Source organism: Paenarthrobacter sp. NPDC089714, from assembly GCF_044748905.1.
In the GTDB taxonomy this organism is placed as follows: domain Bacteria; phylum Actinomycetota; class Actinomycetes; order Actinomycetales; family Micrococcaceae; genus Arthrobacter.
In genome coordinates, this window is record NZ_JBIVGX010000004.1 from 1 (window position 1) to 24,160 (window position 24,160).

Here is a 24,160-nt window from a genome sequence, read left to right on the forward strand (position 1 = left end):
CGAAGACTGGCCCGTCATGCCCCGCCAAAACATCGGCTTCATGCTCGAACCCCACGGCTTCTTCAACCAAAACCCCACCCTCAACCTCCCCACCAGCACCAGCACCACCCAAACAGGTGACAGCTGCTGCAAGACCGGAGAGTAAAGGGTCCCCGAAGGAGCCAACCGACTGGCAGCCGCCAAGCAACTGACAGTCACCGAACGAGACCCGCGGGAGCACCACAACAACGGTGCTCCCGCGGCCTCACCCCACAAACTTTTTCAGGTCCGCGGGCCGGACTGGACTCACCAGGAATCCGCCCGCAGGAACCTCAGCAGCGCCACATCAGGCGAACCCCATTCAAGACTTCGGTCCCCGGTGTTGGCACCAACCGTGCTGTTGGTAGCCGTGCCGGGGACCGGATCCAACTCCGTATTCCTTATTTATATGTATTGAGAGCGTGATGAGTGTGTTCGCTATCCCTGCCATGACCTGGGCGTTGACTGTGGTGCTGCTGGCCAGTGGAGCCTGGCACACCATCCAAACCCTCCGCCCCGCCCGCACGGGCCCCGACCAAGGCACCCAACTGGGTCGCATTAGTGCGCGTTTTCAGCACTCAAAACGCGCACAACTGCGACCCAGTTGGGCCGACCGGACCAACCAGGGCCTGCACGCCCTCATGCACCTGCTCATGGCAGCCATGCTCTGGAACGCCGCCCCCGCAACCACCCTCGCCCAAATCCTCATCCTGGCCGCCGCCGCGCTCTGGTTCACCATCCAAGCCGTCGCCCGCCCCCACTACCGCACCTTCTGCTCAGGCACCACCGGCCGACTTAAATGCACCTACCACGCCGCCACCATGGCAGCAGCAGCCATCATGATCGCCATGATGACCAACCACACCACCACCAACACCGCCACCCAGGCAACAACGGGCAGCACCCCCGCAACAGCAGCCCACACCCACCACGCCACCACGGGGACCGGCACCGGCACCGCGTCGATCTTCCAGAACACCCCCGCCCTGGCCACCCTCCTCACCATCGCCTTCGCCGCAGCAGCCACCACCTTCCTCATCCTCCTCCTACGCCACCGCACCCAAACCACCCACACCCACCACCACCCCACAAACACCCGCACCGAACACGGCCTCGAAGCCGCCGGCGCCACCACCATGGCCCTCATGTTCGCCACCATGACCACCTAAAACCACCACCACCTAGAAACCACCGGCCGGCACCAGGCCAGCCCAATCGCCACCCCAACGCACGAGAAGAGCCGCACCATGCACATCGGACTAATAGGCCTTGGAAAAATGGGTTTCAACATGCGGGAACGCCTCCGCAAAGGCGGCGTGACGGTCACGGGCTTCGACCCGAACCCCGACGTCACCGATGTGCAATCACTGGACGAGCTGCTGCAAACGGTCCCTGCACCGCGGATCATCTGGGTGATGGTCCCGGCCGGCGCCGCCACGGAGGCCGTGATCGGTGAACTGGGTGAAAAGCTCAGCTCCGGAGATTTGGTGATCGACGGCGGTAACTCGCGGTTCACGGAAGACCAGAAACACAGCGAACTGCTCGCCGCACGCGGCATACGCTTCGCGGACTGTGGTGTTTCCGGCGGTGTGTGGGGCCTGGAGAACGGGTATGGCCTCATGGTTGGGGGAGACACCGAGGACGTTCAGCGCGCAATGCCCGTCTTCGATGCCCTGCGGCCGGAAGGCGAACGTGCAGACAGTTTTGTCCACGTGGGCGGGGTGGGCGCGGGCCACTATTCCAAGATGGTTCACAACGGGATCGAGTACGGCCTCATGCAGGCATACGCCGAGGGATACCAGTTGCTGGAGGCCAAGGACATCATCACTGACTTGCCCGGGACCTTCCGCGCCTGGCAAAAGGGAACGGTGGTGCGTTCCTGGCTGCTGGACCTGATGGTCAAGGCGCTGGACGAGGATCCCGGCCTGCGCACTATCGGTGACTATGTGGAGGACTCCGGGGAAGGCCGGTGGACCGTTGAGGAAGCGATCGCCAACGCTGTCCCCACCCCGGTTATTACCGCGGCCCTGTTTGCCCGTTTCGCTTCGCGCGAGGACAGCTCTCCTGCCATGAAAATGGTCTCCGCCCTGCGGCACCAGTTTGGGGGTCACGCGACCCGACCGGCCGCGTAGCTACCTACTCTTTAGTATAGTTTTTCGCCCTGAGGCCCAAAACAGAAGAAGCGGGACGACCGACGTCGTCCCGCTTCTTCCCGTGCCCGGATCCGGGTCCTAGGACTGCCGCATGCCGTGGCTGTGGGCCAGCGCGATCGCCTCGGTGCGCGATCCGACGTCGAGCTTCTTGAAAAGGTTCCGAACGTGGAACTTGACCGTGTTCTCGCTGATGCCCATGGACGACGCGATGGTGCGGTTGCGGTGGCCGGAGGCGAGGTGCTGGAGCACTTCAAGTTCGCGGGCCGCGAGGTTCCAGCCGGTCACGTCGCCGGCCGGGCGGGCCGGGAGGTCCAGGGGCAGGGAGACGAAAACGTCGGCACCCCAGCCCGCCATGACGTCCATCCGGAGCTGTCCGGTGAGCGCCTGGACCCGCCGGTCAAGGCGGCTGATGTTCGGATCCTCGGTGGTCAGGGCACCGCCGCCGTCGTCGCGGACGTTGATCAGCAGGTTCTCGCCGTCGCAGTCCCAGTGCGTGCGGATGCGGCTGACCTCGGGCTGTTCCATCATGGCCAAAACCAGGCCGCGGACAATGGCGCGCGCGGCATGCGCCACCTCGCCGGGCAGGTCCCTGCCGTTGAGTGGGGGCTCGATGAACTGGACCTCGATGCCGCTGAAACCCGTCAGCGGACGAAGGTCATCGCGCAGGCGCTCGAAGGCCTTGGCCACCGGTTCCTTCACCAATTCCGTGGTGCGGTCGCTGTGCGTACGCAGGCCAACCAGGGCTTTGGCGGCGAGATCCGTTACCGTGGTGCGGGCCGTGGCGTGGTCCATGGAAGAGGACCGCAGCGCGGCCAGGAGCGTTTCCAGCGTGGTGGAGTGCAGGTCCGTCAGTTCGGCGGTGACGCGCAGGCGCTCGGCTGACGCCGCCCGCGATTCGATGAGGTACGACGGCGGTGCATCCGCGACTTTTTCCTGGATGCGCCGGGCCGTGATGTTCCACAGGTACGTCAGCATTTCCAGCCCGGCGTCGCTGTCCGGGTCCACCAAGCGGGGATCCGTGAGCACCAGGAGGGCGTTGCTGGGGGCGTGCTTGAGGGCCAACGCCTGCCGGGGCTTGCCGGCCAGTTCGGCTTCGCCGCGCCAGGGCCCGTCGTCGGGCAGCTCTGCGCGGAGGTTATCCAGCTCTTCGATGGAGACGCGGGAGATGATCTCTTCCGCGCCCGCCTTCTTCTGCGGCCGGCCGGTACAGTCCTCCGTGAAGATGACCAGCGCAGTGCTGCCGACGGAGGGGAGCGTTGCTTCGCGGAGCCGCTCGGCGATTTGGGACAGGGGGGCATCGGCCAAGGCTGCCACGGAATGCAACAGCGGCCATGGGGGGTTCGACAGGGTCATGGCTAATTCCTTGTTGTGCTCTCTGGCTGCTGTGCTCCGGTGCGCAACTGCCCGGGCAAAAAAATCCGCCCTGTCCGAAAGTATAGTCAAAAACTGTCAGAAAACAGTGTTTTACCTACCCCTTTGTTTCGGAAGGATGGAAACCAACCAAAGCATGCATTCGGCCATGGCGGCCGAACCACACATCAAAGGGGATCAATCGTGAATCCAACAGCAAGCGCGGTTCTTACATTCAGCGACGCAGATCCTGAAACCGCAACCCTCGACTGGACCGCTGAGGACCAGCGCGCCGTTGACACCGCCCGTGTGTTGGCTGCCGACGCCGTGGAGAAGGTGGGCAACGGACACCCCGGTACGGCCATGAGCCTGGCTCCGGCGGCGTACCTGCTGTTCCAGAAGCTGATGCGCCACGATCCGCGTGATGCCGACTGGATCGGCCGCGACCGTTTCATCCTCTCCCCGGGCCACTCCTCCCTGACCTTGTACATCCAGCTCTTCCTTTCCGGTTACGGCCTGGAACTGAAGGACCTCGAGGCCCTCCGCACCTGGGACTCCCTGACCCCGGGCCACCCGGAGTACAAGCACACCAAGGGCGTGGAAATCACCACCGGCCCGCTGGGCCAGGGCCTGGCGTCCTCGGTTGGGTTCGCTTACTCCCAGCGCCGCCAGCGCGGCCTGTTCGACGCCGATGCTCCCGCCGGCGAATCGCCGTTCGACCACACCATCTGGGTCATCGCTTCCGACGGCGATATCCAGGAAGGCGTCACCTCAGAGGCTTCCTCCCTCGCCGGCCATCAGGAACTGGGCAACCTCGTTGTTGTCTACGATGAGAACCACATCTCGATCGAAGATGACACGGACATTGCGTTCACCGAAGACGTCCTGAAGCGTTACGAATCCTACGGCTGGCACACCCAGCGCGTGGACTGGACGCGCACGGGTGAGTACGTGGAAGACGTCCAGGAGCTCTACACCGCGCTGCTCAAGGCCAAGGCCGAGACCACCCGCCCGTCCATCATTTCGCTGCGCACCATCATCGGCTACCCGGCCCCGAAGAAGCAGAACACCGGCAAGATCCACGGTTCGGCACTGGGCGGCGAGGAAGTCGCAGCACTCAAGGAAGTCCTGGGCTTCAACCCGGAGAAGTCCTTCGAAGTGGACCAGGCCATCCTGGCCCACGCCCGGAAGGTGGTGGACCGCGGCGCGGCTGCCCGCGAGCAGTGGGACGCTTCCTTCAACGCCTGGCAGTCCGCGAACCCCGAGGGCGCAGCACTGCTGGAACGTATCGAGTCCAAGCAGCTCCCTGCAGGAATCGACGAGCTCTTGCCCGTGTTCGAGGCCGGCAAGGATGTCTCCACCCGCGCCGCTTCCGGTAAGGTCCTGAACGCCATTGGCCCGGCATTGCCCGAGCTGTGGGGCGGTTCCTGCGACCTGGCCGAGTCCAACAACACCACCATCGAGGGCTCGCCGTCCTTCATCCCGGCCTCCCGCTCCACGGACGCCTGGAAGGGCAACCCCTACGGACGCGTGCTGCACTTCGGTATCCGCGAGCACGCCGCTGCCTCGATCGTGAACGGCATCTCCCTGCACGGACGGACCCGCGCCTTCTCCGGGACGTTCCTGATCTTCAGTGACTACCAGAAGCCGGCCATCCGCCTGGGCGCACTGATGGGCGTCCCGTCCATCTACGTGTGGTCGCACGACTCCATTGGCCTGGGCGAAGACGGTCCGACACACCAGCCGGTGGAGCAGCTCGCTACCCTGCGCGCCATCCCCGGCCTGGACGTTGTGCGCCCGGCCGATGCCAACGAGGTGGGCATCGCCTGGAAGACCATCCTGGAGAACCACCAGAACCCGGCAGGCATTGTCCTGACCCGCCAGAACGTCCCGGTCTTCGCCCGTGGCACCGGCGAGGCAAGCGGCGACACCTTCGCATCGCCGGCTGGTGTTGCCAAGGGTGGCTACGTGCTGGCCGAGGCTTCCGAGGGCGGCAAGACCGTTGACGCGCAGGTCATCCTGATCGCTACCGGTTCGGAAGTCAGCCTGGCCGTCGAAGCCCGCCAGGCCCTCCAGTCCGAGGGCATCGCCACCCGCGTTGTGTCCATGCCTTCCGTTGAGTGGTTCAAGAAGCAGGACGAGGCCTACCGCGAATCCGTGCTCCCGTCCTCGGTCAAGGCCCGCGTTTCCGTTGAGGCCGGCCTGTCCCTGGGCTGGCGCGAGTTTGTTGGCGACGCCGGCCGCTCCATCAGCCTCGAGCACTTCGGCGCTTCCGCTGACTACAAGCGGCTCTTCACCGAGTTCGGCATCACCGCCGAAGCCGTCACCGCGGCCGCCATGGACTCCCTGGCCGCCGTCGCCAACTAACCCCTGAACCGCAGGTGCGACCGGCGGCGCGGGACGAAGCGCATACGTCCCGTGCCGCCGTCGTAACTGCCACCCGTTTGGAAGGAAGAACTTATGACCAACGCAACTCCCACCGCACAGCTTTCCGAAGCCGGTCTTTCCATCTGGCTCGACGACCTTTCCCGCAACCGCCTCGAGACGGGCAGCCTGCGGAAGCTCATCGAGGAGAAGAACGTGGTTGGCGTGACCACCAACCCGTCCATCTTCCAGGCCGCGATCACCTCGGGCTCCGACTATGACGACGCCATCGCCGAACAGGCTGCCGCCGGTTCCAGCGTGGAAGAGACCATCTTCGAGCTCACCACCACGGACGTCGCAGCCGCTTGTGACCTGTTCGCCCCGATTGCCGCGGCCACCAACGGTGTTGACGGCCGGGTGTCCATCGAAGTCGACCCGCGCCTGGCCTGGGACACCGCAGGCACCATCGCGGAGGCCAAGGAACTGTACAAGAAGGTCAACAAAGAAAACGTCCTGATCAAGATTCCTGCCACCCTTGAAGGACTCGAGGCCATCACCGCGGTCCTGGCTGAGGGCATCAGCGTCAACGTGACCCTGATCTTCTCCCTGGACCGCTACCGCGCAGTGATCAATGCGTTCCAGGCAGGCATCAAGCAGGCCAAGGACAACGGCCACGACCTCTCCACGATCCACTCCGTTGCCTCGTTCTTCGTTTCCCGCGTGGACACCGAGATCGACAAGCGCCTCGACGCCATCGGAACCGATGCAGCCAAGGCCCTCAAGGGCCAGGCCGGTGTTGCCAACGCACGCCTTGCCTACCAGGTCTTCGAGGAGCTGTTCTCCACCGAGCGCTGGAACGTCCTGGCCCAGGCCGGCGCCCGTGCCCAGCGTCCGTTGTGGGCTTCCACCGGTGTGAAAGACCCGGCGTACCCGGACACCCTCTACGTGACCGAACTGGTTGCCGCCGGCGTGGTGAACACGATGCCGGAGAAGACCCTGGATGCCACCTTCGACCACGGCGTGGCCAAGGGTGACACCCTCACGGGCACCTACCAGGAAGCCGCGAAGGTCCTCGACGCCCTCGAGAACATCGGTGTTTCCTACGACGACGTCGTTGCACTCCTTGAGTCCGAAGGACTCGAGAAGTTCGTGGCCAGCTGGAAGGAACTGCTGGCCGACGTCGAAGGCGCACTTGCCGCCGCCCGCAAGGCCGCCTGACCCTCGCAAGCCCTCCTCCCTGGGCGCCCCTGCATCTGGCGCCCCGCGTGGAGACCCCCTGTTCCGGGGGGTCTCCACGCCCTTTACTTCCCGCTCTGACCGTTCCCGAAAGGCAGGACATCATGTCCACCTCCCCACTGACGTGCTGCATCAACCCGAGCATCCTCTCGGCCGACTTCGTCAACCTCGAAGCCGAGCTGGCCCGCATCAGCAACGCCGACGCCGTGCACGTGGATGTCATGGACAACCACTTCGTGCCGAACCTGACCATTGGCCTGCCGGTTGTGGAACGGATTCAGAAAGTCAGCCCCGTGCCGCTGGACGCCCACTTGATGATCGCCGACGCCGACCGCTGGGCTCCGCTGTACGCCGACGCCGGCCTGGACTCGGTGACCTTCCACGTGGAAGCTGCCATGGCCCCCATCAAGCTGGCCCGCGAACTCCGCGCACGTGGCTCCAAAGCAGGCATGGCCCTGCGCCCGGCGACGCCCGTGGAGCCGTACCTGGACATGCTGCCCGAGCTGGACATGCTGCTCCTGATGACCGTGGAACCCGGCTTTGGTGGCCAGGCGTTCCTTGACGTTGTCCTTCCCAAGATCCGCCGCGCCCGCGAAGCCGTGGACGGATCCGGCGTGAACGTTGCCATCCAGGTGGACGGCGGCATCACCGAGGAAACCATCATCCGCGCCGCCGAGGCCGGTGCCAACATCTTCGTGGCCGGCTCGGCCGTCTACGGCAAGCCGTCGCCCGCGAACGCGATCGATTCGCTGCGCACCAACGGGCAGCTCGCCTTTGCGCCGACGTCCACCCCCGAACTCCAGAAAGCCTAAGGACCACCATGCGCGTTCACATCGCAACCGACCATGCCGGGCTTGAACTCAGCTCGCACCTCATCACCGCCCTCACAGAGAGCGGCTACGAAATGGTGGACCACGGACCCACCTCTTACGATCCGGAGGACGATTACCCCTCCTTCTGCATTAACGCCGCAACCGCCGTCGTCAATGACCAGGCCGCAGGGGTTGACGCCCTGGGCATCGTCCTGGGAGGTTCCGGCAATGGGGAACAGATCGCCGCGAACAAGGTCAAGGGCGTGCGCGCGGCGTTGGCCTGGAACCTGGACACCGCCGTGCTGGCACGCCAGCACAACGATGCCAACGTGGTTGCTGTTGGCGGACGCCAGCACTCTGTGGAGGAAGCCACGGAGCTGATCAAGGCGTTCCTTGCGGAGCCGTTCACCAATGCCGAACGCCACGAACGCCGGATCGGCAAGATTGCCACCTACGAGACCACTGGCGTCGTAGCCAACTAACCCGCTTAGCCCAAGCCCAGCCTAGGAGCCACCTTGCCCATTGCAACCCCAGAGATTTACTCGGAGATGATCGACCGCGCGAAGACGTCAGGGTTCGCCTACCCTGCGGTCAACGTGACGTCGTCGCAGACCCTGAACGCTGCGATCCGCGGTTTCGCCGAGGCCGAATCCGACGGCATCATCCAGGTTTCCACGGGTGGTGCGGCGTACTGGTCCGGTGCGTCAGTGAAGGACATGGTGGCGGGCTCGTTGGGCTTCGCGGCGTTCGCCCGCGAGGTTGCCAGGAACTACAACGTCAACATCGCCCTGCACACGGACCACTGCCCGCAGGACAAGCTGTCAGGCTTCGTGTTGCCGCTGCTGGCCGCATCCGAGGAAGCTGTGAAGGCCGGCAGGGACCCCATCTTCAACTCCCACATGTGGGACGGCTCGCACGAGACGCTGTCGGATAACCTGCGCATCGGCCGCGAACTGCTGGAACGCGCAGCTGCCGCCAAGATCATCCTCGAAGTCGAGATTGGCACCGTGGGTGGCGAGGAAGACGGCGTGGAGAACGAGATCAACGAGAAGCTCTACACCACCACTGAAGATGCCTTGGCAACCATTGAGGCCCTGGGCGCCGGCGAGAACGGCCGTTACCTGACCGCTCTGACCTTCGGCAACGTGCATGGCGTGTACAAGCCGGGCAACGTCCAGCTCCGCCCGGAACTGCTCCAGCAGATCCAGGCCGAGGTGGGCGCGAAGATCGGCAAGGACAAGCCGTTCGACCTGGTGTTCCACGGCGGATCCGGTTCCTCCGAGCAGGAGATCGCCGAGGCCGTGTCCCATGGCGTGATCAAGATGAACATCGACACAGACGTGCAGTACGCGTTCACCCGCCCGGTGGCCGGCCATATGATCGCCAATTACGACGGCGTGCTGAAGGTCGACGGCGGTTTGGGCAACAAGAAGACCTACGATCCCCGCGTCTGGGGTGCCTCCGCGGAGGCCGGCATGGCGGCGCGCATCGTCGAGGCCGCCCAGCAACTCGGATCGGCGGGAAAGACCTTCGCGTAACTTTTGCAGCAAACGGAGCTACCCCCGCGTACGCCCGTAAAATTGTGATCCATTGGACTGCGGTTTTTGGTCAGCCGAAACGTAGTCCCTGAGCAACCGGAAAGGAGCACCGATGGCTAGTCGTGCTTCTTTCCGGTTGTTGCGTACCGGGATGATTTCTTCGCTCATCATCGGCCTGGCGTCCGGGGGACACCTCGCTGGCGGGGGAGTCCTTCCCGAGCCTGCGATTCTCCTGGGTTTGTGTGCCTTGACGGTGTTGCCGGTGTCCATCCTCACCACGTTCCGCTTGTCGTTTCCCGTTTTGGTCGGTCTCCTTGGCGCCGGGCAGGCGTGGTTGCACTGGGCTTTCCACTCGCTCTCTGCGGCTGCCTCCGGCGGACCGATGACCGGCGGCCACGCCCACCACGCTGCCGGTATGGCCGTTGACGCTGTTGGTGTTTCCGGCGCGGTTCAGGCGTCCAGCGACTGGCAAATGTTTGCTGCCCACGCGGTGGCCACCGTTGTGACAGCCGTGGTGCTGGCCCGCGGCGAGCAGGCGCTCTGGGCGTTGTCGGCGTGGCTCCGGCCCCTGATCAAGCTGCTTGAACCTTTCGTGATTGTCCCTGGACGGGTCCCCGGACCTGTCGGGGCACCGATCGTCCTCCCGCGTGACCAGATGGTCCGCCGCATGCCCGAACGGCGGGGTCCGCCGGCGATGATGCCCGCCGTCTGAGACCCTCGCACGTTCAGTTCGCAGGATACAGGCGGCACAGTTACCGGCCCGGCCAATCCGGGACCCGGACTCCCACCTTTTCTGTGAAAGGCATCAAGCCATGAAGACCTCCATTCGCCGTACCCTCAAGTCCGTTTCCGTTGCTGCCCTCGCCGCAGGGATGCTTGCCGCCGGCGCCGCCGCGGCCTCCGCGCACGTCCACGTGGACCCGGAAAGCACCACAGCGGGCGGCTACACCCACCTGACGTTCAGCGTCCCCAACGAATCCGCCACGGCCAAGACCAACAAGCTCGAAGTTGCGCTGCCCACGGATACTCCGTTCAACTCCGTCTCCGTGAAGCCCGTGGAGGGCTGGACCGCCCAAGTGGTCACCGCCGACCTGCCCAAGCCCGTCACGGTCAACGGCGCAACGGTCACCAAGGCTCCGGGTTCCGTGGTGTGGACCGCCGACGACGCACACCAGATCGGCCAGAACGAGTACCAGACCTTCTCCATCTCCGTTGGTGTGCTGCCCGACGCCGGCACCACCATCACCTTGCCCGCCAAGCAGAGCTACACGGACGGCACGGTTGTTGCCTGGGACGAGAAGACGGTTGAAGGACAGGACGAGCCGAAACACCCGGCGCCCTCCTTCGTGACCACGGCCAAGACCGCCGGTTCGGATGACCACCACGCCGCGGCTACCGCTTCTGCGACGCCGGCGCCGGCTTCCGCGACGACGCCCGCCTCTGATGGAGGTTCGACGGCGGGATGGTTTGGTCTTGCTACGGGATTGGTGGGACTTGCCGCGGGAGTGACTGCCCTGGCCCGTACCCGCCCCGCGAAGCGCTAACCCGCTAACCCTCTACCCGGGCACCCTCCACTCCACCGCGCGCGCCCACCCACCCAACCCCCGCGCCCACCCAACTGAGTCGCAGTTAAGCGCGTTTTGAACCCTCAAAACGCGCACAAATGCGACCCAGTTGGGTAAACCACGCGCCCGAGTCGCGCCGCGCCGCCGTCGTGCTTTCAAGTGCGGCTGCCACGCGCTTTTGCAGCACCCTCGGCGCCGCTGGCTCGCTTCCGGATTCCGGGTGCTTGCCGCGCGCCCGAGTCGCTACACGCCGCCGTCGTGCGTTGACGCGCCACCATCTTCCCGAAAGAACCCCCATGACACTTCTTACCAAGCCCCCTGCTGGGCCAACCCCATCACCCGAGCCCACCACTACCGAGCACACGCCGCCCCACAGCGGTTGGTTCCGGGCCTTCCTGCTCCGACTCCATTTCTACGCCGGGATCCTCGCCGGGCCGTTCCTCTTGGTTGCGGCGCTGAGCGGCGGTCTGTACGCCATGGCACCGCAATTGGAGCCGGTCCTTTATGCCAAGGAGTTGCGCGTCCCGGCTGTTGCAAACCCATTGCCGCTGTCCACCCAGGTCAAAGCCGCCATGGACGTGGCCGGCGGCGCGGTTCCCGTCACCGTGCGCCCGGCGCCGGGGCCGGAAGACACCACCCGGGTGTTGTTTGCTGACCCGACCTTGGCAGAATCGACGTACCGGACCGTCTTCGTTGACCCCGGTACAGCCGAAATCCGTGGCGACCTGCCTACCTACGGCAGCAGCGGTTCGATGCCCATCCGGACGTGGATCTCCAACCTTCACCGTTCGTTGAACCTGGGCGAGCCCGGGCGGATCTACAGTGAGCTCGCGGCGTCGTGGCTGTGGGTGATTGCCCTGGGCGGACTGCTGCTGTGGATCGAGCGCATCCGCCGCAAACGCCAGGGTGCACCGCGAAAGCGGACCGGCCGAGCCCGTACCGTGTGGCTGCACGGCACCACGGGAACCGTGATGCTCCTGGCCTTCCTGTTCCTCTCGGCCACTGGCCTGACGTGGTCCGCGAACGCAGGGGCCAACGTAGGTACGCTGCGGACTGCCCTCGACTGGACCACCCCGAGCCTCAAGACGTCGCTGACAGGGGAAGGAACGACGGCGGGTGGCGACCACTCGGGCCACGGAACCGCTGGCGCTGGTGGCAGTACGGGTGCGGTTCAGCAAACCTTCAATCCAACCTTATTTGATTCCGTGACCAGCGCTGCCCGGGCGGACATCGTCAAGGCGCCGATGATCGACATCAAGCCCTCCACCAAGCCGGGAACGGCGTGGTCGGTGACTGAGGCAGGGAGGGAGTGGCCGGCGTCGGCCAGTGCCGTGGCCGTCGATCCGTCCACTGGGCAGATCACCAACCGCCTGGACTTTGACGACTTCAATCTCGCCGCGAAGCTCACCCGTTGGGGGATCGCAGCGCATATGGGACTGTTGTTCGGGCTCGCGAACCAGTTGCTGCTTTTGGCTGTGGCACTGGGCTTGGCGGCCATGGTGGTGTGGGGCTACGTGATGTGGTGGAGGCGGCGTCCCACCCGCGGCGGCTCTTTGGCAGTGGGCCGGGCCGCTCCCCGTGGTGCGTTCCTGCGGGGGCATTGGGTGGGCGTCCTTGCCGCTATCACGGTGATGGTGGCCGTGGGATTCTTCCTGCCCTTGCTGGGTTGGAGCTTGCTGGTGTTCGTTGTTGTGGACGCAGTGGTGGGCGAACTCCGACGGCGGGAGAGGCCTGCCCGAAGGGATAGCGTAAAACAGTCCCGATTGAGGGTTTTAGCTTCGGTGGATACCGCGCAGGATGGATAGCAACCCGCGGAATCCATCCACCAGCAGCCGCACAGAAGCGGTGCCAGCAGAAAGGCAGAGCCACATGGCCACTACATTCCAGCCCAAGGAACTCTTCGAGACGGACCTCGAGAAGTCCCTCCTTGGCCAGCCGTTCGCCGAGGTCTTGGGCGACGACATCGCGGTGCGCATGGCAGTCCCCTTCGCCAGCGACGATTCCCGCATCCTCTCCGGCGTGTGGGAAGCAGCCCCGGGGCTGTCCCGCTGGGAGTTCCTGGAGCGCGGCGAAGTGATCCACGTCCTTGAAGGCCGCATGGTTGTCACCGAAGACGGCAAGGAGCCCGTCACCGTCGAGGCCGGCAATGCAGCCTTCTTCCCCATTGGTTGGCAGGGCACGTGGGACATCAAGGAGCGCATCCGTAAGTTCTTCGTGATCTTCAACTCCTGACCACCTCTTCATCGCAGCACACCCTCACAACGCGAACGACGGCGGGAACCTCCCGCCGTCGTTCGCTGTGCTTGGGTGTGGGTCGCGTGGGCGTGCCGCCACCACCTACTTTGGCTTCCACCCGGGCCGACACGCCGCTAAACCACGGCGTTCCGCCGGGGTGGGCACCCAAAGTAGGTGGTGACGGTACGGGGATCGCCCAAACTTCCGCAAAGTTGGTTACATTCTTCTGACTGCCGGACATTAACCGGCTATGAGCGTGAAGACGGATCAAGGAGATCGTGTGGAGTCGGCCAGGGAGAAGCATTTCCTGGCAGCACACGCGGCCTGCCACGACAAGGTCTATAAGTACTTTCGTCGTCGGACGGAGGGAGCCTCCACGGCCGAGGACCTGTCCGCGGAGGTGTTCAGGATCGCGTGGGAGAAGACCCGCCAGGACCAGGAACTTTCCGTGCTAGTGGTCTTTGGCATCGCCAGGAACGTCCTGCGCAACCATTACCGCTCGGACTTACGCTCCCGAAACCTCACACAGCAATTGGAGCTGCAGCGGTCGCAGCTTCTTGGTTCAGACGAAGCGGGGGTGCGGGAAGCGCTGGACCGGCTCAAACCGGACGAGCGCGAGGTTCTCCTGCTGACGTACTGGGACGGTTTCAGTTCGGCCGAGATCTCCGAATTGCTCCAACTGACCGCAACCGCCGTACGGATGCGTCTGCACCGGGCCCGGAAAGAACTCAGCCGGCTGCTTCAGGCCGACCATGCCGCAGAGGAAGTCAACGAATGAGCACCAAGCATGTCCTCGAGAGACTGGCCGCAGCCGATCCTGCCTTGGACGTGACGGAAGACGAACTGGCCCGGAGCAGGGAGAAGAGCCTCGCTGTCAGGTTCTCCGACGCGGAGCAACTCACGGTGACTGGTTCCGTTGAACACTTCCGGAGGCAGTCGACCACCCGTCGATTCCGGCTGGCAGCGGGGGTCGGCTTGGTGGCGGCAACGGCTGCCGTGGTCGCTGGCGTTGCCGTGTCCGGGGTGTTTGCGCCACAGCCAGAGCCCGCCGGGCCAGTGGCCTCCGAGCCCGTTGCCACGTCGACGCCTGACGGAGACGAGCTACCGCCCCTGCCCGAACTCACCGGCCGGATGCCAACGTTCGACCATCACATCGTCGCGGGCAGCAATGGCAACAAGGCCGCCGTCGCCAACGACCCGGAAGCGGACCTTCACATGGATGCCGGCAACGAGGGAAAGCTGGGCCTTAACAGCGCAGGCTGCCTCGTCAGCGAAGGCAGCGATGAAGGGCTCATCTTCCCCCAAGGGACACAAATCACTGATACGGGCGTCGTCTTTCCCAACGGCACTGTGTTGAACATTGGAGACGGGTTCGCATTCGGAGGCGGTGGCGGGGATGTCGATCCGGGGCCATGCGCTCCCAGTGGATGGGCCTTCCTTGTCCAGAACTGGGACCCGGTCCGGTAAGCGCCCGCCCTCCCGGCGGCCTCAGGGGCCACCAACAACAGCGCCCGACGTCGGCACTCACCCGGGTGCCGACGTCGGGCCCGTCCCCAACTCAGTGGCAGGTGACGCCTAAAAACTGCACCAACTGCGACTCAGTTGGCTGACCCCGCGGCCGGTTCCTCCTCTACGGGTTCCGGTTCCCGCAGCACCAAGGCCGTGCCCTTGTAAGGGCCGAGCTCGAGGAAGAAGCTGTGCAGGTCGTCCACCTGGCCAACGTCCGAGCTGCTGAACAGGTCGTGGACAGTGGCCCCCGGAACCAGGTGCGGGGATTGGATGCTGCCCGCGATGTCCTGGTCAGAGAAGTTCAGCACCGTGACTTCCAGGTTCCCGTCACCGAGCTGGTTGACCAGCACCAGCAACGCGCGGTTGGAAACGTCCGGCACGTCCAACAGTGTGCTCGTGGCGATGCCGGACGTTTCGCGGACGCGAAGGATTTCCTGCAAACGGCGCGCGTAGGAACCGGAGTCCTTGAGTTGCTCCGGCAATGAACCGTAAAGGCTGCGTGCCCGGGGCATCCCTGCCGCGGACCTCACGGCGTCCGGTCGGGTGCCCATGAGGTCATGTGCGCCACGGTTGATCCAGCGGGTATCGCCCTGCGCGGTCAGTTCGCCCACCACGTCGCGGGGAAGGGCGATGATGCCGGTGAGGTCCCACCCGGAGAGGGCGAACACGCCCGGCTGCAGCGCGTTGTACATGGACAGGAGCACGTGGACGTCGCGGATTTGGGTCTCTTGTTCGGCCGTAACAGAGTCCGGATCCTGGATGCCGATCGCAGCCATGATGAAGCTCGCCGTGGTGCAGGCAATGCCGTTGGTGGTGAACAGGGCGTTGTAGGGGCCGCTCTCGCCGGTCAGGCGCTCGCGGAGGGTTTGCTGGACCTTTTCCGCAACCTCGGCGCCCGTCAGTTCCTCGCCCCCTAGCTCGAACACGTCATCACGGTGTCCAGCGGCGAAGTGCAGGAGTTCGTAGGTGAGCTCGTCGTGGTTTTGCAGGGCGTGGACCAAGGACGCCTGGTCCACGCCGATCTCCATGGCCAGGCGAAGGGTCAGCCGCAGGAACTCGGTATCGCCCGTGACCAGGGAGTAGTGGTACGCGGGGCGGGTGATGAAGTCGTAGGAAAGGTCCGCGCCGGCCTCGGACTGGGCCTTGATGTCGTCGATGGTCAGGTTGAGTTCCTGGAAGGAGAACCCACCCACCTTGCGGATCATGGAGCCGATCAGCTGGTTGGCGGCCTCGGACAGGGGGTGGCCTTCGGACCAACCAGGCTGTTCCTCGGCACTCTTCTCCACGCCGAGGAACCCGTTGGCGTCCAGGCGAAGGGCGCCCGTGCCGAGGTCCAGCAGCGAGTGCAGGGCATCGCCCACCACCAGGCGCATTCCGGCAAAGGTTGGGTCCAGCCAGTTGATGGACGGCTGCCCGGCCTTGAAGTAGTGCAGATACACCCAGCGGCGGACCTGGCCCGTGGTGTCCGCGACGGGACGGGTGGCACTCCAGTTGGTTTCCTTCACCCCGGGTTCGTAGAAGATCACGCGCTGGAGCCGGCCGATGATGTACCCGGCCTGCTGCAGGGCCTGCTCGGCCTCCGGGCTGATGTTCACCGAATCCTTGCCCTCGGGTACGTCAGGAAGCAGGTGCCAGTCCTCCTCGGGAATATCCACCATGTGATAAATGCCGGGGTAGTCGCGGAAGTTCATCTCGGCGAGCCGGAAGTCGGCGCCCTTGCCCGTGTGTCCGGGGACAATGTCGTCGATCACCGTGCCATCGTGCTCCGCGGCGATCTCGCACATCTGGCGGAACTCTTCCTCCGTGCCGAACGCGGAGTCGATCGCCATGCTGATCCGGTCGAAGTGCCCGTCGACGCTCGGAGTCTGGGACCAGCCGCTGATGCCGCCGGCCAGTTTCACGGGGCCTGTGTGGAGACCGCGGATACCGATCTCCCGGAAGGCCTTCCACAGTTCCGGATCTCCGAGGGCGGCCAGGAACGACTGGTTCTCCCGGGTGATGAAGGACAGCGGATAGGCCGTGAACCACACGGGTGCCTTCTCCACGGCCGCCCTCGGGTTGGGCCGGGCGTAGGCGTTCTGCCACATGCTCGCCTGGCCGGACAGCTGCCGCGCCATGGTGTTCGCGTCCCCCAGCATGGACTGGTTCCGGAGCCAGTCCACGTACGTTTTGTTAAGGCCGTCAAACTCCAATGAGGGCCGGGCGGCAAAGAATTGACGACGGCGGGCGATCGGCCTGAGTGCCTTGGGGCGTGCGGGGTAGAACTGCTCGTCGAAGGTGATCTCGGCGGCCTGCGTCTCCTCGATTGATTCCTCGGCCGCTGTTTCCACCGATGGATCCGGTGCCTGTACAGGTTCCACGGGCGCCTCCGCCGGTCCCTCGCTGGTTTCCGACACACTCTCGCTGACTACAGGCTCCCGCACAGCTTTCTCCTTTACGTGGCCGCCGCGTCAACGGCGACCGTCCGAGGGGTCGTTCAAGAGGTCACGTGCCCGGTATGGCCGGGCGTCTTCATGCTAAGCATCCTTGGCAGCTGTTTGTCGACCTTGGGGAGAAGTGAGTCTTCACGCAAGCGGACGCAGCCATGTAGCCAGTCGTTGATGGTGCGGGCGCGAACTCGAACCCTGGGCGGGTTATCCACATAGCGGTCCACGCGCCAGCTGAGACCGGCCGGTCGTCCATAGAATGCTGCTACAATTAATGGCTACAAAATAGTAGGATGGGTAATGGCACCCCGCTGGGAACCATCGAGCGAGAAGCATGGAGTTTCGCGCCAAGATCGGACCTACGCGATCTTGAACGCGAGCTTCCGAGAGGAGCACCCAGATGGCTGGAGATGAAATGGACTACGAGGCACTGGCGCAGCGTCTGAGCGATCCCGATACGGAGGTCCAAGGGATCGGTACTGCCCTTCATGGCGCGGATGCGGCCGCGGCTGGCAGGTCCTTCCTCTTGCGCGAGTTCGGGAGTGAAGAGGCCATTGAGGCCGCACTGCGTCCAGGGCGTCCGAAAGTGGGCCAGCGGCAGTCCGCTGGCCCTTCTCCGACGGTACGTGGACGGATTTCCGAGCAGGAGTACCAAGCGTTCAACGACCTGATCAGGGAAACGGGGAAGGGTCAAAGCGCGTTGGTCCGGGAGGCTGTTCACCTTCTGCTGCAACGCCATCACAAAATCGCCAGCTGAGTCTGGCCGGTCAATTGGCTGCGTCAGCGATCGCCATGTACAACCCCAGCCGCAACGGCGAAGCTTAAGGAACGCAACCGGGGGAGCTTTCATGTACAAGGCGCCGAGCAAGGAGGCCACAGACACGTGGCTGGACCGCGGGTTCTTCATCCTCGGCGGTGTCGGGGCGGTGTGGCTTGCTTTCCTCTTGGTGGGTGAGAGTTTCCAGCTCGGCTGGGGCCAGCTCTGGTCATGGCTCGTGTTCTGGGCGTTCCTGGCCTACCTGCTCCTGCCACGCCTGCACCGGATCCTGACCACCATCTACGTGCCCGGCTATTTCATCGGCCGTGCCCGTACCAGCGACGGCCTGCTCGGCGATCCGGTTAACGTGGCGCTCCTCGGTAAGGAACGCCAGGTCCACGCCATCATGCGCCGCGCAGGCTGGACCATCGCGGACGACGTCACGTTCGCCAGCAGCCGCCGCATCATCAGTTCCACCATCCTGCGGCAAAGCTATGAACAGGCCCCGGTCAGCCCCCTGTATCTCTTCGACCGGCAACAGGACTTCGCTTACCAACAGGAAGTGGACAACAACCCGGGCAAACGGCACCACGTCCGCTTCTGGCGATGCCCCGACGGCTGGATGTTGCCGGGTGGGCACAAGGTGGACTGGCTGGCCGCCGGAACCTATGACCGCAGCGTCGGATTCTCCCTCTTCACGCTCCAGATCACCCACAAGATCGAGCAGAATACCGACGTGGAACGCGACCACATTGTCCGGACGGTCTCAGAGGGCGAGCCTTCTGTCCGCGTTCACGTGATCAAGGATTTCTCCACGGGTTACCACTCGCGCAATGGAGGCGGCGATTCCATTTCCACCGATGGTGGCCTTCCCGTCGTCGACGCCCGCACTGTCTCCGTCCCGACGTCGCAGGAGCCCAAATCGACGGACAGCCGCGACCGCCGCCCAGCCCCCACCACCATGGGCGCCGTCCTGGTGGTGGTCAGGGCTTTGGCGGCACTCGCGCTCGCCGTCACGCTTTTCACCTCGTCCGATGTCTTCGCCGATCTCACCCTCGGCGACGCTCCCGCCGATCCGGAAACCACGACGGCGGCAGTCACCATTGTGGGGATAGTTGTGTTGGTGTTCGGGCTGGGGGAGGTGTTCCTGGCCTGGAGGATCTTCCTCGGGAGCAACGGTGCACGCGTGATTGCGATGGGTTTGAGCTCGGTCTCCATCCTGGTCCAGGCGATCGACGCTTCCACCGGGACTACCAGCATCACCCTCGAGGCCGGACTAGCGGGCTTGGCCACGGACATTTTGGTGCTGTTGGCCCTGTCCAGCCAGCGTGCGCGGATCTTTGCGAAGCGCCAGCGGGTCCCGGCCGTCCCGGCGCTTCCCATGAAAACGTCGCAGCCCCGCTAGTCCGGGGTTGCCCAACAGGCCATGGTTGGGCCGCAACGGAATAGGGTTTGAGGTAGCCTCACAAAGGTGAATGGGGACACGAACACCACGTCAGGGCCGTCGGCCAAGAAGAATAATTCCGGAGACAAGGCATTCCTGCCCCTTGGCATCGTCTTTGCCGTCCTGGGAGTCACTTTGATGATCCTCGGCAACCCTGGATGGATAGCCTTCGCAACCATGGGCGCGACTTTCCTGATCCTTGGATTGACCCGTCGAGGGACCAAGCAGCCTCCTGAAACCCCTCGGGACTAGCCCAAACTCCTGAATGGGCGTACCGCCGCCACCCACTTGGAAGCCGTGTGCACCCGAGGTCGCGGGAAGGGGCGGCGTGTTGGCCGTTTGTGGCTTTCAAAGTGGGTCGTGGCGGCGCGCCGCCCGCAGCCGGCCGCCCCTTGAACCCTCGACGGCGGCACTCAAGGCGAGTGCCGCCGTCGGCCGGGCCTTCGCCACCCACTTTGAAGCCGTGTACACCCGAGTTCGCTGGAAAGTGCGGCGTGTTGGCCGTTATTGGCTTTCAAAGTGGGTCGTGGCGGCACGCCGCCCGCAGCCGGCCACCCTTTAAACCCCCGACGGCGGCACTCAAGTCGAGCGCCGCCGTCGGCCGGGCCTTCGCCACCCACTTTGAAGCCGTGTGCACCCGAGTTCGCTGGAAAGTGCGGCGTGTTGGCCGTTTGTGGCTTTCACAGTGGGTCGTGGCGGCACGCCGCCCGCAGCCAGCCGCCTCCTTGAACCCCCGACGGCGGCACTCAAGTCGAGTGCCGCCGTCGCGGTTTAGGGGTGAGAGAGCGTTGGCCCAAACACGCCCATTGGTGAGAGAGCGTTGGCTCAAACACGCCCATTGGTGAGAGAGCGTCCCGCGGGAAGGGGGTGTTTGGTGAGAGAGGGTCAGGCGGTGACGGCGAGGGCGTCGATCTCGACCAGCATGACCTCGTGCGGGAGGTCGACGAACACCGTGGTGCGGCTCGGGAGCAGGCCGCTGGGGACGTTTTCGCGGATGAACTCGCCGTAGACCTCGTTCATGGCGGCGAAGTCGTCGCGGGTGGTGAGGTACACGCGGAACATGAGGACGTCCTCAACGGAGGATCCGCCGGCTTCGAGGATGGCCTTGACGTTCTCCAAGGTGCGGCGGGTCTGGACTCGGACGTCGCCGTCGCCGATGTACTGGTTGGTGGTGGGATCCATGGGGCCCTGGCCGGAGACCTGGAACATGCCGCCCTTCTTGATTCCCTGGGAGAACACGTGTGCCGGGGCGGGGGCGTTTTCGGTGAGTACTACGGTCTTTTCACTCATGCTGAGTTCCTTTCGTGGCTGATCCAGCCGAGGTCGTTGGAGATGGCCTCGGTGCTGGCTTTGAGGTCGGGCAGCAGCTCAAGCAAGCCTTCATAGCTGAGCATTACTACCGGTACCGAACAAGAGGCTGCGGCAACCACGGCACCGCTGGCATCGCGGATGGGGGCCGCGATGCAGTGCACGAAGGCCTCGTGCTCGGCGTTGTCGTGGGCCCAGCCCTGCTTCTTGACCTGCTCCAATTCCGCCAACAAGGCTTCCGGGGAGGTCAGGGTGTTTTCGGTGACTTTGACGTAATCCAACCCCGCGGCGATCTTTTCCTGCCGGCTGCGCGGCATGTCCGCGAGGAGGACCTTGGACACAGCGGCCGAGTGCAGCGATGCAGTGAGGCCGATGCGCGAGTACATGCGGACGGGGTGGTGCGATTCGAACTTGTCGATGTACACCACCTCGTTCCCTTCGAACGCCGCGAGGTGCACGGTGTGCCCGGTGCGGCCATTCAAATCCGCCAGGTGGGGGTGGGCCACCTTGCGGATGTCCCGCTGCTCCAGGGCAAGGGACGAGAGTTCAAAGAGTTTTGAGCCGAGCATGAACTTCTGGTCGTCGTCGCGGACCACCAGGCGTTTCTCCTCGAGGGCGTGCAGGAGCCGCATCACCGTGGTTTTATGCACGGAGGCCTTGGACGAGAGCTCGTCAAGTGTTGCTGGTTTCGCGGCGAGTTCGCCAAGCAGGTCGATGGCCCGTATCAGGCTCTGGCTCAAGGTGTCACGCTCCGGTTCTGGTGTTGAATTGTCCGCCTTCAACATGGATAGCAGCCCATTCGCTATCCGAAGAATCGAGGATTGCCGAGAGCTGCTCTGCGGGCGGCAATGGTCCGCGGTCGCCGTGCACGGTCAGCGTGCATGCGGCAGCCACATGGCCGCGACGGAGGCTTTCCTTTTGGCCGAGTCCGTAGAGCAGGCCGCTGAGGTAGCCGGCCGCGAACGAGTCGCCGGCACCAACAGGCTCGACGACGGACACGGACAGTGCGGGCACTTCCTCCCGGGTGCCGCTCCGGTCGAGCGAAATGGCGCTGATCGCCTCGTTCTTGATGACGAGCACCTTCGGGTCCGGCAGGAGGCGGCGGAGTTCGGCTTCGTCGTTGGTGCCGAAGGCCGGTTCGGCTTCGTCTTTCCCAACAAGCACGACGTCGGCCAGGTTCGCCAGCCGCTGCAGGACGACGCGGTCCTGTCCAGCCCACAGGGCAGCCCGCCAATTGACGTCGAAGCTGATGGTCCGGCCGTTCCGTGGGGCTGTCAGAAGGGCTTCGAGCAGGTCAAGGCACTCGGGGGAGAGCGCCGCGGTGATGCCGCTCAGGTGAATGAGCGAGGCGTTTTCCAGCAGGGAAGCCACGGCGGGATTCTCCAGGAAGGGCCGACCCATGGCCGAGGCCGCGGACCCTTGACGGTAGTAAAGGACTGAGCTGCCGCCGTCGGGGTCTGACTCCTGGGCCGGGACTTTCACGTACACGCCGGTGGGCCGTGCGGAGTCGACTTCGACACCCGTGACGCCTACCCCGTGATCCCGCAAGTCGTCCAGGATGCGCGTGCCGAAGCCGTCGTGCCCCACCCGGCTCACCCAGTGCGTGTCCAGGCCCATGGCTGCGAAGCCCATGGCGACGTTGGATTCCGCGCCGCCGATTCCGCAGTGGAGTTCTGTGGCCAGGTGCAAGGGGACCGCCTGGACAGGGGTCAGCATGGCCATGGTCTCGCCAACACAAACAGCAGACAGCATGTAACTCCCGTACCCGATCAGTGCGTTTTCAGCGTTGTTTTCGCCGCGGGACAAGTTGACCCGCGGGGGTTTGAGGGGCCCTGCGGAGCGTGCCGCGGCCTTGACTCTCAATCCGCCACCATGTTAGACATATCACCAGCAGCTTTGCAACCAGCGTTGCAAAATACGCAACGCAAGCACAATCGCAGCAGCGAACACACAACCCCGCCGCCCCAAAGACGCAGCACCGCGAAGGGAATCAACGCGTGAACACTTCCGAAGCAATCTCGGCCTCCGCCGTGGCAGCCTTGGCCAACCGCCAGCTCGATTGGCGGCACAAAGCCGTGCCCGCAGCGGCCAACGGGACCACGCACGCGGAGTTCCTCGCCGACAAACACACGCTGGCCGATCTCCAGACACCGTTGCTCACCCTCGACGCCCGCGCCCTCGAAGCCAATGCGGACCGGCTCGCGGCCTGGTGTGCGGAGCGCGGCGTCTTGCTGGCACCCCACGGGAAAACCACCATGTCCCCGCAGCTCTGGGACAAACAGCTCAGCCGCGGAGCATGGGGGATCACGCTGGCGAACTTCGCGCAACTCCGCGTGGCCCGCGAGTTCGGCGTGCAGAACCTCCAGCTCGCCAACAGCCTCACAGACCCGCACGCGATCCAGTGGGTCGCGGCCCAGGAATCCACCATCATGTCCTGGGTGGACTCGGTAGAGACGGTTGCCCTGATCGAAGGCACGCTCGCGGGCACAGACTCAGTGCTGGATGTCCTGGTGGAACTCGGAGCCCACGGTGGCAGGACCGGTGCCCGTGGTGTGGAAGCCGCCATGGACGTGGCCCGGGCAGTGGCCGCGTCGGAGCACCTCCGCCTGGTGGGCGTCAGCGGGTACGAAGGCTCGCTCGCGCACACAGCGGACGACGCCGGCCTGGCCGCCGTCCGCGGCTACCTCGCCGACATGCGGCTGCTTCACGAGGAACTGCTCGCGGCCGGGTTGTACGGCTCCGGGTCAGTGATCATCACTGCAGGTGGCAGCGCCTATTTCGATGACGTGGTCACGGTCCTCTCACCCTGCATCAGCACGGGTGCCGCCATGGGTGATCCGAGCGTTGACCTCATGATCCGCAGCGGTGCCTACATCATCCACGACGACGGCTTCTACCGCAGCATCTCCCCGTTCTCCCGCGAAGGCGAGCAGCCCTTCACCGCCGGGATGCACGGGTGGGCGCGGGTGGTTTCCCAGACCGAACCGGGCCTGGCCATCCTCGACGCCGGCAAACGCGACCTTCCCTTCGACGAAGGCCTGCCCGAGCCGCAGTTCATCGGCCCGGTACTGGGTAGACCCATGGAACCCCTGGTCGGCGCGGAGATCACGTCCGTCAACGACCAGCACTCCTTCATGACCTTCGATCCCGAAACCACCACGGTCCGCCCCGGCGACGTCGTCCGGCTGGGCCTGTCCCACCCGTGCACGGCCTTCGACAAGTGGACCGTCATCCCTGTCCTCGCCGGCAGCGAGCCCGGCGGCACGGGCACCACTGAGCACGCGGGCACCACTGGGTACGCGGCCACTACCGGCGACGCAGTCACCCCCGGCGCGGTTACCCCAGGCGCGGCCGCCACCAAGGGCCAAACAGTCACCACGGGCGGGGTCGCCACCACAGGTGACCAAACCGTCGTCGACCTCATCCATACCTTCTTCTAGGACCC

General features: G+C 64.8%; 23 protein-coding genes. 18 read left to right on the forward strand and 5 right to left on the reverse strand.

Going from position 1 to position 24,160, the window contains the following annotated elements; genetic code table 11:
• Window positions 1–16 precede the first annotated feature (16 nt).
• From ACIPY3_RS08730 to gnd, 3 genes are all read left to right on the forward strand, one after another.
• On the forward strand, window positions 17–145 hold the full coding sequence (locus ACIPY3_RS08730) for a hypothetical protein (protein WP_400333694.1): 129 nt from the start codon (window positions 17–19) through the stop codon (window positions 143–145).
• Window positions 146–443: 298 nt separating this feature from the next.
• Window positions 444–1,187: a DUF5134 domain-containing protein gene (locus ACIPY3_RS08735; protein ID WP_400332634.1), complete on the forward strand. Its 744-nt coding sequence runs from the start codon at window positions 444–446 to the stop codon at window positions 1,185–1,187.
• 45 nt (window positions 1,188–1,232) lie between these two features.
• On the forward strand, window positions 1,233–2,150 hold the full coding sequence (gene gnd / locus ACIPY3_RS08740) for a phosphogluconate dehydrogenase (NAD(+)-dependent, decarboxylating) (RefSeq protein WP_400333697.1): 918 nt from the start codon (window positions 1,233–1,235) through the stop codon (window positions 2,148–2,150).
• A gap of 99 nt (window positions 2,151–2,249) precedes the next feature.
• On the opposite strand, the gene ACIPY3_RS08745 is transcribed toward gnd, so the two are convergent.
• Window positions 2,250–3,524, reverse strand: a complete 1,275-nt coding sequence (locus tag ACIPY3_RS08745) for a LuxR C-terminal-related transcriptional regulator (RefSeq protein WP_397326468.1) — start codon at window positions 3,522–3,524, stop codon at window positions 2,250–2,252.
• Between the two features lie 201 nt (window positions 3,525–3,725).
• Here ACIPY3_RS08745 and tkt point away from each other — a divergent pair, with 201 nt between their 5' ends.
• The 11 genes from tkt (at window position 3,726) to ACIPY3_RS08800 (ending at window position 14,738) form a co-directional block, all read left to right on the forward strand.
• Entirely contained in the window at window positions 3,726–5,888 is a 2,163-nt protein-coding gene (gene tkt / locus ACIPY3_RS08750) for a transketolase (RefSeq protein WP_400332636.1), read from the forward strand.
• 93 nt (window positions 5,889–5,981) lie between these two features.
• The gene (tal, locus tag ACIPY3_RS08755) at window positions 5,982–7,103 is read left to right on the forward strand and encodes a transaldolase (protein WP_400332639.1); all 1,122 of its coding nucleotides are present in this window, start codon (window positions 5,982–5,984) and stop codon (window positions 7,101–7,103) included.
• 122 nt (window positions 7,104–7,225) lie between these two features.
• Window positions 7,226–7,933: a ribulose-phosphate 3-epimerase gene (rpe, locus tag ACIPY3_RS08760; RefSeq protein ID WP_400332642.1), complete on the forward strand. Its 708-nt coding sequence runs from the start codon at window positions 7,226–7,228 to the stop codon at window positions 7,931–7,933.
• Between the two features lie 8 nt (window positions 7,934–7,941).
• Window positions 7,942–8,415: a ribose-5-phosphate isomerase gene (locus ACIPY3_RS08765; protein WP_400332644.1), complete on the forward strand. Its 474-nt coding sequence runs from the start codon at window positions 7,942–7,944 to the stop codon at window positions 8,413–8,415.
• Window positions 8,416–8,448: 33 nt separating this feature from the next.
• Window positions 8,449–9,471: a class II fructose-bisphosphate aldolase gene (fbaA, locus tag ACIPY3_RS08770; RefSeq protein WP_400332647.1), complete on the forward strand. Its 1,023-nt coding sequence runs from the start codon at window positions 8,449–8,451 to the stop codon at window positions 9,469–9,471.
• A gap of 112 nt (window positions 9,472–9,583) precedes the next feature.
• Entirely contained in the window at window positions 9,584–10,183 is a 600-nt protein-coding gene (locus tag ACIPY3_RS08775; protein ID WP_400332650.1) for a hypothetical protein, read from the forward strand.
• 100 nt (window positions 10,184–10,283) lie between these two features.
• Window positions 10,284–11,015, forward strand: a complete 732-nt coding sequence (locus ACIPY3_RS08780) for a YcnI family protein (protein ID WP_400332653.1) — start codon at window positions 10,284–10,286, stop codon at window positions 11,013–11,015.
• A gap of 317 nt (window positions 11,016–11,332) precedes the next feature.
• Window positions 11,333–12,841: a PepSY-associated TM helix domain-containing protein gene (locus tag ACIPY3_RS08785; RefSeq protein WP_400332656.1), complete on the forward strand. Its 1,509-nt coding sequence runs from the start codon at window positions 11,333–11,335 to the stop codon at window positions 12,839–12,841.
• Window positions 12,842–12,905: 64 nt separating this feature from the next.
• Window positions 12,906–13,268 (forward strand): cupin domain-containing protein, encoded by a 363-nt coding sequence (locus ACIPY3_RS08790; protein ID WP_387439283.1) that lies wholly within the window; start codon window positions 12,906–12,908, stop codon window positions 13,266–13,268.
• 253 nt (window positions 13,269–13,521) lie between these two features.
• Window positions 13,522–14,049: an RNA polymerase sigma factor gene (locus ACIPY3_RS08795; protein WP_400332659.1), complete on the forward strand. Its 528-nt coding sequence runs from the start codon at window positions 13,522–13,524 to the stop codon at window positions 14,047–14,049.
• A complete protein-coding gene (locus tag ACIPY3_RS08800) occupies window positions 14,046–14,738 on the forward strand; it encodes a hypothetical protein (RefSeq protein ID WP_400332662.1) in 693 nt (230 codons plus the stop codon). The genes ACIPY3_RS08795 and ACIPY3_RS08800 overlap by 4 nt, the downstream gene beginning before the upstream one ends.
• 131 nt (window positions 14,739–14,869) lie before the next feature.
• Here the strand turns inward: ACIPY3_RS08800 and treS are convergent, their stop codons facing one another.
• The gene (gene treS / locus ACIPY3_RS08805; RefSeq protein ID WP_400332665.1) at window positions 14,870–17,203 is read right to left on the reverse strand and encodes a maltose alpha-D-glucosyltransferase; all 2,334 of its coding nucleotides are present in this window, start codon (window positions 17,201–17,203) and stop codon (window positions 14,870–14,872) included.
• A gap of 403 nt (window positions 17,204–17,606) precedes the next feature.
• On the opposite strand from treS, the gene ACIPY3_RS08810 reads away from it, so the two are divergent.
• From ACIPY3_RS08810 to ACIPY3_RS08820, 3 genes are all read left to right on the forward strand, one after another.
• Complete coding sequence (locus tag ACIPY3_RS08810; protein WP_400332668.1) at window positions 17,607–17,963, forward strand: hypothetical protein; 357 nt, start codon at window positions 17,607–17,609, stop codon at window positions 17,961–17,963.
• 91 nt (window positions 17,964–18,054) lie between these two features.
• Window positions 18,055–19,368 carry an LssY C-terminal domain-containing protein gene (locus tag ACIPY3_RS08815; RefSeq protein ID WP_400332671.1) on the forward strand — a complete coding sequence of 438 codons (1,314 nt, stop codon included), beginning with the start codon at window positions 18,055–18,057 and terminating at the stop codon, window positions 19,366–19,368.
• Between the two features lie 66 nt (window positions 19,369–19,434).
• Entirely contained in the window at window positions 19,435–19,659 is a 225-nt protein-coding gene (locus tag ACIPY3_RS08820) for a hypothetical protein (RefSeq protein WP_400332673.1), read from the forward strand.
• A gap of 633 nt (window positions 19,660–20,292) precedes the next feature.
• Here the strand turns inward: ACIPY3_RS08820 and ACIPY3_RS08825 are convergent.
• From ACIPY3_RS08825 to ACIPY3_RS08835, 3 genes are read right to left on the reverse strand one after another with little or no spacing between them, the layout of a single operon-like run.
• Complete coding sequence (locus ACIPY3_RS08825; RefSeq protein WP_400332676.1) at window positions 20,293–20,697, reverse strand: RidA family protein; 405 nt, start codon at window positions 20,695–20,697, stop codon at window positions 20,293–20,295.
• Window positions 20,694–21,500 (reverse strand): IclR family transcriptional regulator, encoded by an 807-nt coding sequence (locus ACIPY3_RS08830; RefSeq protein ID WP_400332679.1) that lies wholly within the window; start codon window positions 21,498–21,500, stop codon window positions 20,694–20,696. Before ACIPY3_RS08830 ends, ACIPY3_RS08825 begins: the two co-directional genes overlap by 4 nt.
• On the reverse strand, window positions 21,460–22,467 hold the full coding sequence (locus ACIPY3_RS08835) for a sugar kinase (RefSeq protein ID WP_400332682.1): 1,008 nt from the start codon (window positions 22,465–22,467) through the stop codon (window positions 21,460–21,462). The genes ACIPY3_RS08830 and ACIPY3_RS08835 overlap by 41 nt, the downstream gene beginning before the upstream one ends.
• A gap of 245 nt (window positions 22,468–22,712) precedes the next feature.
• Here ACIPY3_RS08835 and ACIPY3_RS08840 point away from each other — a divergent pair, with 245 nt between their 5' ends.
• On the forward strand, window positions 22,713–24,155 hold the full coding sequence (locus ACIPY3_RS08840; protein WP_400332685.1) for an alanine racemase: 1,443 nt from the start codon (window positions 22,713–22,715) through the stop codon (window positions 24,153–24,155).
• The last annotated feature ends 5 nt before the right edge of the window (window positions 24,156–24,160 follow it).